17 protein-coding genes and 2 pseudogenes are annotated in these 17014 nt (G+C 35.7%); 16 read left to right on the plus strand and 3 right to left on the minus strand.

Going from position 1 to position 17014, the window contains the following annotated elements:
• Positions 1–39: 39 nt before the first annotated feature.
• Complete coding sequence (locus tag AB3I27_RS09875) at positions 40–1413, minus strand: MFS transporter (protein ID WP_002308152.1); 1374 nt, start codon at positions 1411–1413, stop codon at positions 40–42.
• Positions 1414–1633: 220 nt separating this feature from the next.
• Between AB3I27_RS09875 and AB3I27_RS09880 the strand changes: the two genes are divergently transcribed.
• The 10 genes from AB3I27_RS09880 (at position 1634) to AB3I27_RS09925 (ending at position 9836) form a co-directional block, all read left to right on the plus strand.
• Positions 1634–2254, plus strand: coding sequence for a GyrI-like domain-containing protein (locus AB3I27_RS09880; RefSeq protein ID WP_235042696.1), 621 nt, complete (start codon positions 1634–1636; stop codon positions 2252–2254).
• A 98-nt stretch (positions 2255–2352) separates the two neighbouring features.
• Positions 2353–2808, plus strand: coding sequence for an arginine repressor (locus tag AB3I27_RS09885; RefSeq protein ID WP_002308154.1), 456 nt, complete (start codon positions 2353–2355; stop codon positions 2806–2808).
• A gap of 17 nt (positions 2809–2825) precedes the next feature.
• Positions 2826–4328 carry a phosphomannomutase/phosphoglucomutase gene (locus AB3I27_RS09890; protein ID WP_235042697.1) on the plus strand — a complete coding sequence of 501 codons (1503 nt, stop codon included), beginning with the start codon at positions 2826–2828 and terminating at the stop codon, positions 4326–4328.
• 94 nt (positions 4329–4422) lie between these two features.
• Positions 4423–4629: a hypothetical protein gene (locus AB3I27_RS09895; protein WP_002308156.1), complete on the plus strand. Its 207-nt coding sequence runs from the start codon at positions 4423–4425 to the stop codon at positions 4627–4629.
• Between the two features lie 84 nt (positions 4630–4713).
• Entirely contained in the window at positions 4714–5115 is a 402-nt protein-coding gene (locus AB3I27_RS09900; RefSeq protein WP_002334963.1) for an organic hydroperoxide resistance protein, read from the plus strand.
• Between the two features lie 156 nt (positions 5116–5271).
• Positions 5272–6600, plus strand: a complete 1329-nt coding sequence (locus AB3I27_RS09905) for an FAD-containing oxidoreductase (protein WP_235042698.1) — start codon at positions 5272–5274, stop codon at positions 6598–6600.
• Positions 6601–6621: 21 nt separating this feature from the next.
• On the plus strand, positions 6622–7248 hold the full coding sequence (locus AB3I27_RS09910; protein ID WP_123830761.1) for a cysteine hydrolase: 627 nt from the start codon (positions 6622–6624) through the stop codon (positions 7246–7248).
• Positions 7249–7430: 182 nt separating this feature from the next.
• Positions 7431–8012, plus strand: coding sequence for a TetR/AcrR family transcriptional regulator (locus AB3I27_RS09915; RefSeq protein WP_002308158.1), 582 nt, complete (start codon positions 7431–7433; stop codon positions 8010–8012).
• Positions 8013–8370: 358 nt separating this feature from the next.
• Complete coding sequence (locus tag AB3I27_RS09920) at positions 8371–8946, plus strand: SOS response-associated peptidase (protein WP_002345376.1); 576 nt, start codon at positions 8371–8373, stop codon at positions 8944–8946.
• A 476-nt stretch (positions 8947–9422) separates the two neighbouring features.
• On the plus strand, positions 9423–9836 hold the full coding sequence (locus tag AB3I27_RS09925; RefSeq protein WP_002334961.1) for a helix-turn-helix transcriptional regulator: 414 nt from the start codon (positions 9423–9425) through the stop codon (positions 9834–9836).
• A 74-nt stretch (positions 9837–9910) separates the two neighbouring features.
• Here the strand turns inward: AB3I27_RS09925 and AB3I27_RS09930 are convergent, their stop codons facing one another.
• Together AB3I27_RS09930 and AB3I27_RS09935 are read right to left on the minus strand one after the other, a co-directional pair.
• The gene (locus tag AB3I27_RS09930; RefSeq protein WP_070873074.1) at positions 9911–10543 is read right to left on the minus strand and encodes an HAD family hydrolase; all 633 of its coding nucleotides are present in this window, start codon (positions 10541–10543) and stop codon (positions 9911–9913) included.
• A complete protein-coding gene (locus tag AB3I27_RS09935; RefSeq protein ID WP_002344572.1) occupies positions 10536–11306 on the minus strand; it encodes a DeoR/GlpR family DNA-binding transcription regulator in 771 nt (256 codons plus the stop codon). Before AB3I27_RS09935 ends, AB3I27_RS09930 begins: the two co-directional genes overlap by 8 nt.
• A gap of 269 nt (positions 11307–11575) precedes the next feature.
• Here AB3I27_RS09935 and AB3I27_RS09940 point away from each other — a divergent pair, with 269 nt between their 5' ends.
• The 6 genes and pseudogenes from AB3I27_RS09940 to AB3I27_RS09965 all read left to right on the plus strand — a co-directional run bounded on the left by AB3I27_RS09940 (position 11576) and on the right by AB3I27_RS09965 (position 17002).
• Positions 11576–12220 (plus strand): TetR/AcrR family transcriptional regulator, encoded by a 645-nt coding sequence (locus AB3I27_RS09940; RefSeq protein WP_002308166.1) that lies wholly within the window; start codon positions 11576–11578, stop codon positions 12218–12220.
• A gap of 5 nt (positions 12221–12225) precedes the next feature.
• Positions 12226–13281 (plus strand): ABC transporter permease, encoded by a 1056-nt coding sequence (locus AB3I27_RS09945; RefSeq protein WP_235042699.1) that lies wholly within the window; start codon positions 12226–12228, stop codon positions 13279–13281.
• A 3-nt stretch (positions 13282–13284) separates the two neighbouring features.
• Positions 13285–13971, plus strand: coding sequence for an ABC transporter ATP-binding protein (locus AB3I27_RS09950; RefSeq protein ID WP_002308169.1), 687 nt, complete (start codon positions 13285–13287; stop codon positions 13969–13971).
• Positions 13972–14395: 424 nt separating this feature from the next.
• Entirely contained in the window at positions 14396–14980 is a 585-nt protein-coding gene (locus AB3I27_RS09955) for a recombinase family protein (RefSeq protein WP_235688734.1), read from the plus strand.
• Positions 14958–16206: pseudogene (locus AB3I27_RS09960) on the plus strand (Mu transposase C-terminal domain-containing protein). Before AB3I27_RS09955 ends, AB3I27_RS09960 begins: the two are co-directional and overlap by 23 nt.
• Positions 16199–17002: pseudogene (locus AB3I27_RS09965) on the plus strand (AAA family ATPase). The pseudogenes AB3I27_RS09960 and AB3I27_RS09965 overlap by 8 nt, the downstream one beginning before the upstream one ends.
• Positions 17003–17014 lie beyond the last annotated feature (12 nt).

Consider the following 17014-nt stretch of genomic DNA (forward strand, 5'->3'; position numbering starts at 1 on the left):
CAAAAAAACGGCAGATGCAACACCTGCCGTATATGGAAACTACGCTTTTTTAGCAAAAAACAGAGAATAGACGAATCGAGCAAAGCTGATAAGAAGCAACAGCAATAAGACGCCCAATGCCGCTTTTGATCCTAATGTAGTAGACACTTCGTAACTATGGGAAGTATGATGCTGAACATAATTGATAATAACCGCTACTAATGAAGTAGCCACAGCACCAGAAAACTGTTGCAAGGTATTGAACATTGCATTCCCGTCTCCTTGCAGTTCTTCATTCAGTGCATTCATTCCAGTCGTCATCATATTGCTGTAAGACAATCCTATACCGACCATATAAAAAACATGACAGGCAATCAATACACCCAATGAAGCGTGTCCGATAAGCAGGAATAATGCTAGCCAACCAATCAAAGAAAGGATCAGTCCAGCAAAAATTGGCTTCTTCGGACCATATTGATCCAGCATTTTACCAGAAAAAGGAGAAAGCAAAGCACCAACCGCTGCACCGGGAAGCATGGCTAATCCAGCGACAAAAGGACTGCTTCCTTGAACGATCTGAAGGAAATTCGGTAAGACAAAAGACACACCAAGTAATAAAAACTGATAAACCAAGAAACCAATCAAAAACAAACGGAATGTTTTATTTGAAAGAATGGACAGTCGGATCAGCGGATGTTCCACTTTTTTACTTCGATAGTAAAATAGGAACCAGCCAATCCCGCCGATGATCAAAGCAATCCAACTAGAAAGTGTTCCCAACGTACTCAAAAATGTCAGACTTCCACTAAACAAAAGAAAGATTCCTAAAACGCTCCACCAATCCAAATAACCATTTTTTTGTACTGCCATCTCGGGAATAGCAAACCAGCCGATAATCAAAGAAAGGATCAAAATGGGCACAAGAAACAGGAAAATATGATTCCATGTAAAATGGGAAGTCATAATGCCTCCGTAAGTGGGGCCAATCGCTGGAGCAATGGCCGTTGTCAAAGTACCGACACCCATCATCGCGCCTCGTCGATTGAGGGGGGCAAATGTCAAGATAATATGGAACATCAACGGAAGAGCGATACCTGTCGCTGCCCCTTGGAGCAATCGACCAAACAATAGGACCATGAAGGTAGGAGAGAAGAAGTCGATCATTATACCTGCCAAGAAAAGCAGATTTGAAGCTAAAAAGAGTTTTTTGAGACTAAAATTGCGATTCAAATAAGTAGATAGCGGAACAATGATCGAAATCATCAAAAGATAAATCGTTGTTACCCATTGGACTTGTGCGGTCGTTAAATCAAACTGTCTAATAAGAGTGGGGAAAGTTACATTCATGGCCGTCTCGATCAATACGCCCGCAAAAGACATCATCCCTGTTGCAATTACTGCAGGTACTAAAAGCAGCTGTTTTTGTTTCGTCATTTACATCACCTCTAAAAAATTTCGTAAAAAAAGAGAGTGATTTCTATTATAAAAATAGAAACCGCCTCTCTCTCGACACGCCGAAACGTGTTATCTGTACGATTTATTTACTTAACTTATTCTAGCACAAACTGAAAAATAGTGTCAACACGATTAGCCAAGTCACTCAAAAAGAGGTATGATAATAAATAACTAAATGGAATTTCTCGGAGGAAGAAAAATGGAAAAAATCGAATGGCGTAAAGACAAGAGCTATAGTATGAAAAAAAGCCCGCAAATACTAGAGGTTCCTAAAAAACCATTCTTTAGCATCAGAGGGTTCGGGGATCCGAATCAGGAAGACTTTAAACGAAGAGTAGCCTGTCTATATGCAGTCAGCTATGCAATACGCATGTCGCCTAAAAAAAATTGGCTGATTCCTGATTATCAGCTGTATACTGTCTATCCATTGGAAGGACAATGGGGACTGCAAGAAAAGTATTTGCATGAACCAGTGATGAAAAAAGAACATTTTTCTTATCAATTGATGATCCGACAGCCTGACTTTGTTACAGAAGCGATAGTACAAGAAGCCATTCAGCGTTCTCTGAGCAAACTTCCGGAAGACTTGAGAGAACAAGTAGCATTCGGAAAGATGGAAGAAGGTCTTTGTGCCCAAATCTTACACATCGGTTCCTATGATGAAGAACCAGAATCCTTTGAGAAATTAGAAGCATTCATTGCAGAAGAAGGCTATCAAAGAACTTCTAAAGAACATAAAGAAATCTATATCAGCGATCCACGAAAATCTGCACCTGAAAAAATGAAGACGATTTTGCGTGTCAAAATAGAAAAAGGATAGCAACCTGAATAAAACCGAAAAAATAAAAGTAAAAAATACCAAAATGAGAAGAAATATTACTTGTCTTTTGCTATAATCAATATTGAGAGGTGTCTAATATGAAAAAAAAACAGCGACAAGCATTGATCCGCCAAATGATTACAGAACAACCGATTGGGACACAGGAAGAGCTGCTTACACGGTTGCATGAAGCAGGTGCCGATGTGACTCAAGCTACGATTTCTCGAGACATCAGAGAAATGAAGTTAGTAAAAAGCCAAAATGAAAATAAAATAGTATGCTATACATTATTTAACCAACCATCTGTTTCTTTAAATGAAGAACGTTTGCGTACGGCAATTAGGCGTGAGGTTTTACGTATACAGTCTGTTCAATTCATGGTCATCGTATTGACTGAACGAAATGGCGCTGATGTGGTAACGAATTGGTTAGACGAAGTTGCTTATCCCGAAGTTGTTGGAACGATGGCAGGTGTAGATACATTCATTATTATTTGCCGCTCAGAAGAAGAAGCACAGCGGTTTGCGGAAAAATTAGAAAAAATGAGGGAATAAATGAGGAGGACTTTTATATGCAAGATATGAAAGCGCTACAAAACGGATCGGATATTCGAGGGATTGCATTACCAGTTGAAGGTCATGAAGTCAATTTGACGACAGACAGGGTAGAAAAGATCGGCTGGGGACTAGCAAACTGGCTAAAGAAAAAGAAGAAATCAACTAATCCGACTAAAAAATGGACGATTGGGATTGGTCATGACAGCAGGATCAGCGGACCAGCACTAAAAGAGGCGTTGATCCAAAGTCTGAAAGAACAAGGGATACATGTCATTGATTTCGAATTAGCTACTACGCCAGCTATGTTTATGTCCACTCAATTTGAACAATTCTCATGCGACGCTGCGGTCATGCTGACTGCTAGCCATCTTCCTTATTATTACAACGGAATAAAATTTTTTACCTCAGAAGGAGGAGCAGAAAAAGAAGATATTGCTTATATCCTGTCACAACAGCAAAAAATAAACAGTGAACAAGTAGGAAGTGTGGAAAAAGCAGACCTTTTGATACCTTATGCGCAAGATTTAGTCACAAAAATCAAAAAAGGGATGGGAACACAAGATGACAAACCACTAAAAGGTTGGAAAATCATCGTGGATGCTGGAAATGGTGCTGGAGGATTCTTTGTTGAAAAAGTATTGAATAGCTTAGGCGCTGATACAACAGGATCTCAATTTTTGGAACCAGATGGTCGATTTCCTAATCACATCCCCAACCCTGATAACAAAGAAGCGATGGAAAGTATCAAGCAGGCTGTTTTAGCAAATGAAGCAGATCTTGGGATCATTTTTGACACAGATGTGGATCGTTCAGCTGTGGTCAGTGCTTCTGGAACAGTCATCAATCGAAATAATTTGATCGCAGTATTAAGTACGATCGTATTAAAAGAGCATCCAGAAACAAGGATCGTAACGAATTCGCCTACTTCTTCTCATCTACAAAAATTCATTGAAGAAAAAGGAGGTACCCAAATTCGTTATATTTCCGGCTATCGAAATGTAATCAATAAAGCATTAGAACTTAATCGTCTTGGGAAAGATACACAGCTAGCCATCGAAACAAGCGGACACGCTGCATTCAAGGAAAATTATTTTCTGGATGATGGTGCATATGTCATCGCGAAGATCCTGATGCTTTTGCCAGAATTAAAAAGAAAAGGTATCACATTAGATGAACAAATCAAAGAGTTGAAACAGCCCGTAGAAGTACAAGAAATCCGACTAAAATTGTTCAGCGATGAACCACGCGAACAAGGAAACAAGATATTAGAAGAAATGAAGCGACTGCTGGAAGAAGAAAAAGGGATGAACTTCGACCCGGCAAATGAAGAAGGTATTCGGTATAATCTGCAAGAACCTTATGGAAGCGGTTGGTTTTTGATTCGTTTAAGCTTACATGAGCCGTTGTTAGTATTGCAGATAGAAAATGACGAAAGCGGAAAGAACCAGCTAGTGTTAGAAAAACTAGCAAACTTATTCGGACATTTTTCTGATCTTGGATCATTACCAGCAGAATAAACCAAACTTCTTGAAAGGTAGTTGCTTGGACAACAAAAAAAGTGGTAAGGTTAAACCGAGTGCTGGTAAGGTGGCCAGCAAAAGGAGGAAAAAAATGGTAACGAATATGGTTATTTTTTTAACAGTATTGGTCTATGGGGTCAACTTTCTGGTATATATGTATCTTAAAATCAATCATATAAAAGATTATTTAGAAAAGATTGCTATTTATTTTGGAACGAATATGACCCTGTTGTTCACGAGTGGCATCTTTTTGTTTTTTGGAAAAATAGTAGAAGACGGTATTCTGGTATTTGAATAAGCAGAATTTTTGTAGAAAGCGCCTTACTTGTCATACACTATAACTATAGCAAGTAGCAAATGGTCAATCGAAAGGAGCAGTACAATGAAAAAAGCATACGAAACAGCAATGATCAACCATGGCGGGCGCAATGGAGAGGTCGAGGCACCCAATGGCTCGATGCATATGAAAATCACTCCTCCGGGAATCCATGCAGAAGGAACAAATCCAGAACAATTATTTGCAGCAGGTTATGCTTCTTGTTTCAATGGGGCAGTACAACATATGATCAAAGAAGCAGGAATGACCGCAGAGTCCACAGTAAAAGCACGTGTCTCTCTTTATAATTTAGATGATGGCGGCTATAAGATCGGTGTAGTATTAGAAGTGCATATCGATGGCATCAGCGAAGAAGAAGCCCAAAAAATTGCAGAAGATGCGCATGAATTCTGCCCTTACTCCAAAGCAACTAGAGGAAATATCGATGTAGAAGTAACGATTGTTTAGAAGAATAAAGGAAATCGAACCAGACTAAAAACGTGAAAGGACCGCTTTTTGTCTGGTTTTTTTGACAAACAAAGCAGATGATTTGGAAAATAGACGATTATCGGTTATCATATTTTTGTACCAATCGGTAGGTAAAGAAGAAGCAAGGGAAAAAGGATGGAAAAATATCAAAATATTGTGATCGGTTTTGGAAAAGGCGGTAAGACTTTAGCGAAGGCGTTAGCTTCAAAAGGCGAATCGGTTTTAGTTGTTGAAAAGTCAACACGTATGTATGGCGGAACATGTATCAACATCGGCTGTATTCCTTCTAAATCATTGATTTTCAATGGAGAAAGAGGAATCGATTTTACAGAGGCTGTTGCTCGGAAAGAAAAATTGACGGGCATGCTTCGTGCCAAAAATTATCATATGATTAGCGATGAGGCGACTGGGACAGTGATGGACGGCACAGCACGTTTTCTTTCTAACCATCAAATCGAAGTAACGAATAATGGTGAAAAAGTGATTGTTGAAGGCGAACGGATTTTCATCAATACTGGTTCTGAACCAATCATTTTACCAATCAAAGGATTGAATACAAGTCGCTACTTGATTGATTCTACGCAAGCAATGGATCAGGAACAATTACCGGAAAAATTAGTGATCATTGGAGCTGGATATATTGGTCTGGAATTTGCATCAATGTTCAATGAATACGGATCTAAAGTTGTCGTTCTTGATGCCCATCCTGAATTTCTTCCACGTGAAGATGAAGACATTGCACAAATGATTTTAGAAGATTTGACGAATGCAGGGATCGAGTTCCACTTAGGTGTGACTGTTGATGAAGTAGCAGACCAAGAATCAACAGCTGCCGTTACCTTTACAGAAGATGGTCAAAAAGTAACGATTGAAGCATCTAAAATTTTAGCAGCAACTGGCCGAAAAGCTAATACAGCTTCTCTTGGATTAGAAAATACAGATGTTAAACTGACTGATCGCGGAGCAATCGCTGTAGATGAATACCTTCGTACAGATGCGGAAAACATTTGGGCGATTGGAGACGTCAAAGGCGGACTGCAGTTCACTTATATCTCTTTAGATGATTATCGAATTATCATGGATCAGTTGAAAGGCGAAAATACACGAACAACGAATAACCGGAAAGCTGTGCCTTACAGTGTATTTATCACTCCGACTTTATCTAATGTAGGATTAACAGAAAAACAAGCCAAAGCACAAGGCGTCAATTACAAATTATTCAAGTATATGACAAGCGGTGTTCCTAAAGCACAAGTATTAGAAGATCCTAAAGGGGTATTCAAAGTTTTAGTTGATCCTGAAACTGACTTGATTCTAGGCGCAAGTATCTATGCGGAAGATTCTCATGAAGTCATCAACTTGATTTCGCTAGCTATGAATGGAAAACTTCCTTATACGTTATTGAGAGATCAAATCTATTCTCATCCAACAATGAGTGAAGCTCTAAATGATGTATTAAAATAAATAACGAATGGAGAATTTAGCATGTTCAACAACAAAAATACAGCAGTAGTTCTAACTGACCCGCAAGTCGAGTTCTTGAAACCAGCAGGCGGTGGCTTTGGTTTGACAAAAGATATCTTAGAAAAATACAATACGATCGATAATATGATCGAAATGGTGAAACAAGCAAAAGAAAAAGGATACAAACTCTTTATTTCTCCTCATTATTTTTATCCACATGACCATAAATGGCAATTTGGCGGTGCAGGAGAACATATGATGCTTGAGCAGCAGATGTTTGCTAGAAAAAGTCAATATGAACCAGTGGAAGAAGGTTCAGGAGCCGATTTTATCGAAGAATTGAAACCATATTTGGATGAAAATACGATCATCAGCTCTCCTCATAAAATCTTTGGACCAGAAAGCAACGACTTAGCGCTTCAATTGAGAAAAAATGGAATCGACACAGTAATTCTCGGTGGAATGAACGGAAACTTGTGTAGCGATTCCCATATGCGTGAATTGGTAGAGAGTGGATTCAATGTTGTGGTAGCGACAGATGCAATTGGTGCTCCTGGCCAAGAAGCAATGGATGCAGCGTTGACGAACTTTGGTTTTATTGCAGATCAAGTGATGACAACAGAGGAAGTATTAGAGCAACTATCATAAGATAGGAACTGCTTTTGTCCTCGCAGTTCTTGAATCAATGAACATCTAGCTACAAGAGAACAGTTTTATAGTGAGGACTGTGTCAGATAATTTGGCATAGCCCTTTTTAAACGATTAGGAAGATAAAATGATGAATTTATTGTATAATATAGGACTATGAGAGATGAAAAAGGAGAATATCATTGAAAACAAAGGAAAAGATCTTGGAAGCGACCAAAGATCTTATTTATAAAAAAGGCTATCACGAAACGTCAATCCGGGATATTCTAGCAGCTTCTGATACGGGGAAAGGGCAATTTTATTATTACTTTTCTTCAAAAAAAGAAGTTTGTCTAGCGGTGATCCATGCGCATATGGACATGTGGCAGACAGAGTTGTTTGAAGACATCTTAAATGCTGGAAAACAGCCAGAAGAAGCACTAGAAGAAATGTTGGATTGGATTTTCGCTGATCATGAGGCACAAATCACTTATCATGGCTGTCCTGTGGGGAATTTGATTATTGAGTTGAGTACAGTGGATGAAGAATTCCGTCTATTGCTACTAGAATTAGTCAATCAATGGGTCAAGTATACGAAACAAAATATCTTGGCACTTTCTGAAGAAAAACTGTCCGATGCAGAGGCAGACCGTCAAGCCAAAGCGTTGATTGCTGAAATCCAGGGCAGTATCTTATTGTTGAAAGTCACACAAGATCTATCACTACTTAGACAGAATTTTCAATTGATCAAAGAAAGATTGTTAACTTCGCAAAAGGTTCTTTAATAATTAGAGGTTGTGACAGAAGTGGTCAGCTTCAAGAAATAAGAAGGAATTGACGAAAATTACTTCTCAAATTTTTGTGAAATTTCGGCTTATTTTTCGAAGAAGCTACTTCTGGAACACCGTTTACCCAGAGGTCGGGAACTTGCCGTTTCACTCTGAGTCACAAGGAGTAATTTCAAAAAACAGCTTCTCATATTTGATGGATATTGTGACTTGTGACCGAGGAGTTGGCAGGAGAAAAAAGTTTACTGGAGAGTTTGTCACAACTTTTTTAATTCTCCATTCATTGAAAACGTTTTGTTCGTGTGAACTTCTTGTTGCAGTGTATGATAGATAAAAAGATGGGGGAGGTATTAGGATGTGTGGTCGTTATTTTTTTAATCTAGAGTCGGAGCTCCTTCAGAATTATTATCGAGAAGCCCAGAAGAAACAACCGGAACAGGCAGCAGAATTAGCAGCTGGAGAAATTTTTCCGTCAAATCTTGTTGTGACATTAAGAAAAAAGGAAGAAAACAATCTCACTCCGGAAATCATGAAGTGGGGATTTACCGGATTTAAAAAAGGACAATTGATGATCAATGCCCGAGCAGAGACAATAGAAGAAAAAAAGACCTTTCATCAACCATTTTTGCAAAATCGTTGTGTTTTCCCAATGAGCGGCTTTTATGAGTGGAATGAAGAAAAAGACAAATTTATGTTTTCAAATAAGGAAAAAATAGTGTATATTGGCGGCTTTTATCGTAGCCATCACGATGAAAAAACAGCAGAATCGATCATAATGACTACTGAACCTAATCGCACAGTTGCACCAATCCATGACCGAATGCCGCTTGTCTTGAATGAAGAACAAATCGAACCTTGGGTAACAGATATTTCTTTTGCGCGAAAAATCATTACTCAGCAGATGCCTGAATTAGTAATGGAGAAGGTATAACAGAATCGATTTTTCAAAGAAAGAGCGGCAAAAAACAAAAAAGACTTCAGCACAGATCCCAAAAATAAAGAGAACAGAAGAAATGCTCATAAGCTGCATATACTGCATCTATAGAGTCACATTCGACCTTATAGCTTCTATTTGTTTTTTACTCGTGCTGCGAGTCTTTTTTTTGTTTATACCTAACGATGTTTATCATTACGACTCTTTGAATTCTTGGAATCTAAAATTCAAACTTAACGACTGGTTGGCAGTTGTATATTCCCTGAATTTATAGATAAGAGGTTGCCATTTATCCACATTGATATGAGTTGGATCATGTAAAATCCCTTCTTCTCATCCTTAGTCGTCATCAGCACGACGGGAAATCCGTAATAGAAACTTTTTTCCATTTTTTTAAACATAATCCTCACCTCTGAATATAGTATACTAAGCTTATTCCTCGATGCTCATCGATGTGTGAAAGGATAGAAAAAATGGCTGGATTTCCTGATCTTCAGCAAACGACTAAACTCTTAGCAGATCATTCGCGACTTGAGATCCTTACTTTATTGATGGATGGAAGGTTCCATACTGTACATGAACTAGCAAAGAAAGCAAAAATAAAAGATCACACGGCATCTTATCGTATAAAAAAACTTCATTCTCTTGATTGGGTGATGTCTTATAAACAGGGAGGAAATGTCTATTATCGATTATCATCTCTGGAAATCGCTGATTTGTTAGAAAATCTTATGGTAGTTAGTCCGGTTAAATCGATCAAATCATTTAATGAAAACAAAGAATATAGTGAATTAAAAGCAGGAAGATCTTGTTATCGGCATTTAGCCGGTGTGATAGGTGTAGTTTTTTTCAACTTTCTCCTTCACAACTGTCACTTTTCTTTTTAAATGGCAAAAATTTCAATCTTTAAATGGCGAAAAACAAAGAGCGTGAAACCCTATCCTTATCTCACGCTCTTTGCCTATTTTTCTAACAAATCAAGTATTTCTTGAGGAGAATCAATAATTATATCTACACTTTGAAATGATTCAATGTTTTTAGCACCCCATTTAGCTAAACCAAAAGTGACTCCACAAGATTTCGCACTTTGCATGTCATATAATGAATCACCAATGTAAATCGTCTCTTCTTTTTTCATGCCCAATTCATCAATTGCCTTTTGTATGGGGTCCGGAAAAGGTTTATGCAACTTAGTATCTGAAGCTGTAATTTGTATATCAAAATACTGATTTAAATTAAATCGATCAAACTCATTTTTCATTTCTTCTTTTGTTTTAGATGTGACAAGTCCTAATTGAATCCCTTTTACATGCAATGTCTGTAATGTTTCTTCTATATGCGGAAAAACTTGAGCATTGTCTGCTAATAAAAGTACGTTTTCACCCCATTTTGATAAGAGAGTTTCCTCTTCTTCTTCAGTATTTACAAACTTTTTAATAGCTTCTCTTCCAGGAATACCTAAAATATAATGTAATTCTTTAATCGGGATTTCCTTCTCTAATTCTTCACGCAATGTTTTTTGCAGAGAATGTGTCATAACATATTCTGTATCAATAATCGTTCCATCAACATCAAATAATATCGTTTTAATCATAGCTATTCTCCTTTGTGTAGATGATTTTGCTCTTTCCTATTCTAACGGCTAATTCTTCAGGAATTTTTTTATCGGTTATCAAATAATCAATTTCTTCAAACGAGTAGACAAGGTAATTATGTGATAAATTGATTTTTGTATGATCACATAGTAATACGATTTTGTTACTTTTCTCTCTAACTACCTGTTTCATTGCGATGTCTTCTTCATGGGCATAATAGATTCCCTGATTATTTATACCCGCACAACTTAAGAAAGAAATATCAAACCGATACTTAGTTAATTCCCAGATTGGGTATCCACCAGTAACTGAACGGCTTTCTTTATTTAATGTTCCTCCAAGAATCGTAGTAGGGATTGAAGTGGTCTTTAAGAATTGATCGGCAATGTCAATCGAGTTTGTCACAGCCAAGTTTATGTTTCTATTCGCTAAATATTGAGGCAAAAGTGAGATTGTGGTCGACACATCTAAATATACGGTTTGCTTTTCAAGTAATAGTTTACTTGCTTCTTTAGCAATTTGCTTTTTCACTTGAAGTTCTTGATCTGTTCTTCCTAAATATCCATCTATTTTATTAAACGAATTTGCTAAACTGATACCTCCGTAAGTTCTAATCACAAGGTTGTTATCCGCTAGTTTTATTGTATCTCTTCTAGCCGTGTCTCTAGAAGCACCTGTAAGTTGCATAATGTCTTGTAAAGTTAACGATTGTTCTTTTTTTAGTCTTTCCATTATTATCAGCAATCTTTTTTGTTGATTCACCTATTGAACTCCCATCAAAAATAAGTAATTTTAAGTATATAAATATAATAGCTTAAAACAACTTAAATGTACACTAGTATGAAGTGTACATAAAATCAGCTTTTTTTCATTAGAAATAAGTTCCTATTAAGTAACATATAGATTTAGGTATTTATCAGCATAAATTGCATTAGGCGTTTTTTTTGACTAATTTACTTTTAGATGATATTATAATCCCACATCGTGACCGATCGGTCACGATATGGGATATTATAGAAAGTAGGTATGAAATGTCAGAAACGATTATGACGAATTATGAACAGTGGCTAAATATGGCTGAAATGCCAGAGAATAAGCGGAAAATATTAGAAGCTACTATTAGACTTTATTCAAAACAAGGAATATCCAACACTTCAACCAGTCAAATCGCGAAAGAAGCCGGTTTTTCAAAAGCGCTAATTTTTAAGTTTTTTACAAATAAGCATGATTTAACGATGAATTTACTTACACCTATTTTAGATCATATATTACCTGCTTTTACTTCCGATTTTTTTGAAGATCTTGAAAAAAAAGCAGAAGTAAAAGAGATTATTCATTACATCGTTTTTAATCGTTATCAATTTCTAATGGAAAATAAAGAGATTGTCTTAATTTTCTTGTCCGAAATACTAATAAACGAAGAGTTACAACAAGATTTTTTCTCATATATTGATTCCAATAATAAGAATAATTGGACAAGAGAACATTCCCTTTTTTCGAAAATAGATGAAAAAATCACGTTAACGAGCTTGTTCTCAGCGATTGCCAGTCAGATTCTTATGTTGTTTGTTCAATGTCTGATTTTTAATAAAAAAATGACTGAACAGCAACAAAATCAACGTTTAGAAGAAATTGTAGACTTAATTTACAATGGAGTTAAAAATAGAAAGGAATAAAAATAATGTATCTTGCAATAAAAGAAATTTTACACAATAAACTTCGTTACAGCCTTGTCCTAGTTACAGTTTTCCTTATATCGTTTATGGTCTTCTTTATGACAAGCCTAGCAATTGGTTTAGTTCGAGATAACCGAACCGCAGCGGATAACTGGGATTCAACAGGAGTAGTACTCTCAAAATATGCAAATAAGAATCTAACAGCCTCCTTTATTACTGAAGATAACTATAAAGATAAGTTGTCAGATGACGCGGTCCCCCTAGGATATATGTTTGCTGTAACAAATCTAAAAAATGATGATACGACAGTGAATATCTCAATTTTTGCTCAAAATTGGAACAGTTTTATTGCCCCTAAACTTATTGAAGGTCATTATCCTGAAAGTAAGAATGAAGTTATCATTGATCAATCGATGGAAAATTATAATATTAAAATAGGCGATCAGATACAGTTAAATGGAAGTACTGACGAATATAAAGTCGTCGGTATAACGAATGACAGTAAATTTTTTACCGTGCCGGTCATTTATACTGATTTGTCTACCTACTGGAAGTTACAGCATACGGATAAAACAACCAAAACCATTTCAGCAATTGTTCTAAACAATGATGTTGATGTCTCTGGGGAGGGCTTAGTACAAGTAACCGAACAAGATATGATCAGTAATATTCCTGGCTACACACCGGAAGTAAATGTGTTTATGGGAATGATTATAGCTCTGGTAGTTATTACTTGTTTAGTAGTCGGTATTTTCATTTACATTATCATGATTCAAAAACTAGGGCTTTATGGCATTATGCGTGCACAAGGTATTCAATCCAAAACAATTATCTGGTCTCTATTTTGTCAAATATTCGTTTTATCAGGTATGGGTGTTTTAATGGCACTTATTGGCGTATGGGCAGTAAAATTTGTTTTACCGGCAACCCTTTTCTTTTATCCTAGCTGGCTAGCCTATTCACTTCTAGGTTTAGCAATCATTATAATGGCTCTTTTGGGAGGGCTAATCTCGTTGCCTAAGATTTTGAAAATTGATCCTATAGAAGCGATTGGAGAATAAACAATGAATTTAGTAGAAATGAAGAATGTCACCAAGACATATGGAAGTGGACATACATTAACACAAGCTCTATTCCCTACCAATTTTGAATTAAAGGAAGGAGAGTTTACTGCTATTGTTGGTCCTTCAGGATCAGGAAAAACAACTTTCTTGACGACACTAGGAAATTTGCAAACACCAACTAGTGGTCAAATAATTATAAAAAATAAAGAAACAACACAAATGACTGAAAAAGAAAAAACAACTTTGCGTTTTAAGGAATTTGGCTTTATCTTACAAGCATCAAATTTGATTCCATTTTTGAATGTTCAAGAACAGTTAGATTTAATAGATCGTTTAGACAAGCCAAATTCAAAAAAAATGAATCGTGAAGAACTATTAGATCTGCTGGATCTAAACAAGGTATTACGATCTTATCCGAAAGATTTATCCGGTGGAGAGCGACAAAGAGCAGCAATTGCTCGCGCATTATATAATAACCCAAGCATCATATTAGCTGATGAACCCACAGCTAGCCTTGATACAGAACGTGCGCATCAAGTTGTTGATCTACTTGCACGAATTGCTCACGAGTATAATCGAGGTGTGGTTATGATTACCCATGACATGCGTTTACTTGATAAAGTCGACCAAGTTTACACCATGCAAGATGGGAAACTGTCACGTGGAAATGCTTTACAATATAATTGATAATAACGTATGATATTCACATAAAAGTAAAATCCCCTCAATGATGCGTTGATAAGATATAAAACTCCCTAACTACTATATAGGGAGTTTTTATTTGTATATAAGTGCATCTTTTTGTCTTCAGGAAGAAAAAAAGTAATCCCAAAATTGTCGTAGGATTTCCTAGTAAAATAGCAGCAGTGAAGAATAAGTAAAACCTATCCTATATTTATTTGCTTTATATTCATTATTTTGTTTCTATACTGAATGAAGCTCATAAATAGAGTGAACAGAAAATCAGGCGTTTCTGAACAGTCTATTTTTTTATCTTATTTCTATAATTTTGATTCTATTATGTGTTCATAAACCCATATCAAAATCTATGTTCATTTATACCATCGGTATAAAGTTATGTTACAATAAAATTAATGAGGGAGTGATTTTTTTGAAAATAGGATACGCCCGGGTATCTACTGGTTTACAAAATTTGGATTTACAAGAAGACAGCCTAAATAAATTTGGTTGTGAAAAAATTTTTACCGATCATATGAGTGGGGCAAAAAGTAATCGACCAGGATTAGAAATGGTGATTGATTTTGTTCGCTCTGGCGATACACTTGTCGTTTGGCGATTGGATCGATTAGGACGGAATATGGAAGATTTGATTTCAATTGTCAATCGATTGAATGAACGCGGCGTAAGTTTTCATAGTCTTCAGGAAAATATTACAATGGATAAATCTAGTTCGACTGGTCAGCTAATGTTTCATTTGTTTGCAGCATTCGCAGAATTTGAACGCAACCTGATTTTAGAAAGATCCGCAGCAGGACGAGCAGCAGCTCGAGCAAGAGGGCGATTTGGAGGACGTCCTGAAAAATTAAAAGCACAAGACTTAGAATTATTAAAGACTCTAGTTGATAGTGGAACACCTATTAAAACTATTGCCGAACGTTGGAATGTTTCTCGAACAACGATTTATCGTTATTTAGATAAAATGGAGGGAAAAGATGGAAAAACAAACGCTCACTAGTTTTTCAGAACAGCAAAGAATAGATGCGATGAAAAAATATAAAATTATTGAGCCTTATCTTAATAAACAAAAAACGATAAAAGAAATAGCTATTAAAAATAAAGTACCTACTCGTACACTCTATCGCTGGGTACAAAAATATGAACATGATGGTCTAGTTGGTTTAATTAGGAAGATACGAACTGATTTTGAGCAAATTAGGGTTTCAGAAGAAGTTAGACAAAAAATAGAAGAATTGGTATTGAGACACAAAAAAATAAGTACAAAGACATTATCTCGAAAAATTGTTTCCTATTGTAAAGAGAACAAATTGGATATGCCAAGTTATTCTCAAATTTATAAATTACGGAAAAGTATTCCCAAAAGTCTCATTCAGTTAACCCATGAGGGAGAGAAAATATATAAAGAGAATTATGATTTAATTGCTATAAGAGAAGCAACAAGACCGAATGAAATTTGGCAAGCAGTCATACCTTATTAGATATCAATTTACTTGATGAAAAAGGGAATATAAATCGTCCCTGGTTGACTATTATATTGGATGATTATAGTCGAGCTGTGGCTAGTTATTATTTGAGTTTTTCTGCCCTAGGAATTCCAAGAGGGCGTGGGAAAATTGAGCGTTTTTTCCAGACAATTAACCAAATGCTTTTAGAAGGATTACCAGATTATATTGAAAATAACTGAAACGAAAATTATTAACTATTCCAGAATTTAAAGAGAAATTACACTGCTTTCTTATCAATGAATATAATCAAACAAATCATTCTTCTATTAAAGTAAGTCCGATAAAAAAATGGAGTGAGCAATTATTTTTACCGAATATGCCTAATAGTTTAGAAGAGTTAGATTTGTTGTTATTAGAAATTCCCAAAACTCGAAAAGTCCACTCTGATGGAATTCATTTCCAAGGATTACGATATACTAATCCTAATTTATCTGCGTTTGTTGGAGAACCTGTTTTAATCCGTTATACGCCAAATGATTTGGCAGAAATTAGAGTATTTTATAAGAATCAGTTTCTTTGTAATGCCATTTCTCCAGATATTTCAAATTATGAAATTAATATGGATGATTTAATTTTTGCTAGAAATAAACGAAAAAAATTATTAAAACAAAAAATACAAGTACCAAGTTCTGTAGAATTATTAATTGAAGAGAAAAAGTATGAAGAAATAACTACCCCACCTAAGAAATCAGCTTTAAAGAGGTACTATAATGAATAAAACCTTTATTGAAACAAAAGAATATAAACGATTTGCTGAATTTTGTGACGCATGTATTAAATATAAGTATATTGGAATTTGCTATGGTGCTCCTGGCGTAGGTAAAACATTATCTTCGAGGTATTACTGTAATTGGGATAATATAGAAAAACAAATTGCCTAGCATCGTGCTGATGATATTGGAAAAAATGCAACAGATGAAATATTAAGTGTAAATAAAGTTTTTTATACTGCACCAACTGAAAAGATGTCTCGTGTCAGTTCTGATATTAACACAATAACTAGTAGAATAGGTCTGACTAAAGCAATGCATATGGTACTAAAATACAATCAAGAAGATCCTTCTGTTCCTAAAACCTATGAAGCAATTGATTTAATTATTGTCGATGAAATTGATCGTTTAAAGCTTCAGCATTTAGAACAGCTAAGAGATATTTATGATAGAAATGATCTGGCAATGGTTCTTAACGGTATGCCTGGTATTGAAAAAAGGTTGTCTCGTTATCCGCAACTTTACTCTCGCATAGGATTTGCTCATGAATTTGATAACCTTAGTAAGGATGAAACACATCATATTTTGAAATACAAGTGGTCAGACTTAGGAATTGATATTAAGTTAGAAGATTTTTCTGATTATGAGGCTATCACAACTATCATTAAAATTACAAAAGGAAATTTTAGGCTTATTCATCGTTTATTTGCATAGATTGATCGTATTTTAAGAATCAATCAAATAGATAAGATTACTGTAGAAGTTGTCGAAGCAGCAAGAGATAGTTTAGTGATAGGTATATAAAAAGCTACCAAA

It is taken from the genome of Enterococcus sp. C46, assembly GCF_040887565.1.
GTDB classification, from domain to species: domain Bacteria; phylum Bacillota; class Bacilli; order Lactobacillales; family Enterococcaceae; genus Enterococcus_B; species Enterococcus_B lactis.

Coding starts and splice junctions, on each gene's coding strand:
- AB3I27_RS09875 (WP_002308152.1), bottom strand. CDS start 1,413: ATGACGAAACAAAAACAGCTGCTTTTAGTACCTGCAGTAATTGCAACA.
- AB3I27_RS09880 (WP_235042696.1), top strand. CDS start 1,634: ATGGAAAAAATCGAATGGCGTAAAGACAAGAGCTATAGTATGAAAAAA.
- AB3I27_RS09885 (WP_002308154.1), top strand. CDS start 2,353: ATGAAAAAAAAACAGCGACAAGCATTGATCCGCCAAATGATTACAGAA.
- AB3I27_RS09890 (WP_235042697.1), top strand. CDS start 2,826: ATGCAAGATATGAAAGCGCTACAAAACGGATCGGATATTCGAGGGATT.
- AB3I27_RS09895 (WP_002308156.1), top strand. CDS start 4,423: ATGGTAACGAATATGGTTATTTTTTTAACAGTATTGGTCTATGGGGTC.
- AB3I27_RS09900 (WP_002334963.1), top strand. CDS start 4,714: ATGAAAAAAGCATACGAAACAGCAATGATCAACCATGGCGGGCGCAAT.
- AB3I27_RS09905 (WP_235042698.1), top strand. CDS start 5,272: ATGGAAAAATATCAAAATATTGTGATCGGTTTTGGAAAAGGCGGTAAG.
- AB3I27_RS09910 (WP_123830761.1), top strand. CDS start 6,622: ATGTTCAACAACAAAAATACAGCAGTAGTTCTAACTGACCCGCAAGTC.
- AB3I27_RS09920 (WP_002345376.1), top strand. CDS start 8,371: ATGTGTGGTCGTTATTTTTTTAATCTAGAGTCGGAGCTCCTTCAGAAT.
- AB3I27_RS09925 (WP_002334961.1), top strand. CDS start 9,423: ATGGCTGGATTTCCTGATCTTCAGCAAACGACTAAACTCTTAGCAGAT.
- AB3I27_RS09930 (WP_070873074.1), bottom strand. CDS start 10,543: ATGATTAAAACGATATTATTTGATGTTGATGGAACGATTATTGATACA.
- AB3I27_RS09940 (WP_002308166.1), top strand. CDS start 11,576: ATGTCAGAAACGATTATGACGAATTATGAACAGTGGCTAAATATGGCT.
- AB3I27_RS09945 (WP_235042699.1), top strand. CDS start 12,226: ATGTATCTTGCAATAAAAGAAATTTTACACAATAAACTTCGTTACAGC.
- AB3I27_RS09950 (WP_002308169.1), top strand. CDS start 13,285: ATGAATTTAGTAGAAATGAAGAATGTCACCAAGACATATGGAAGTGGA.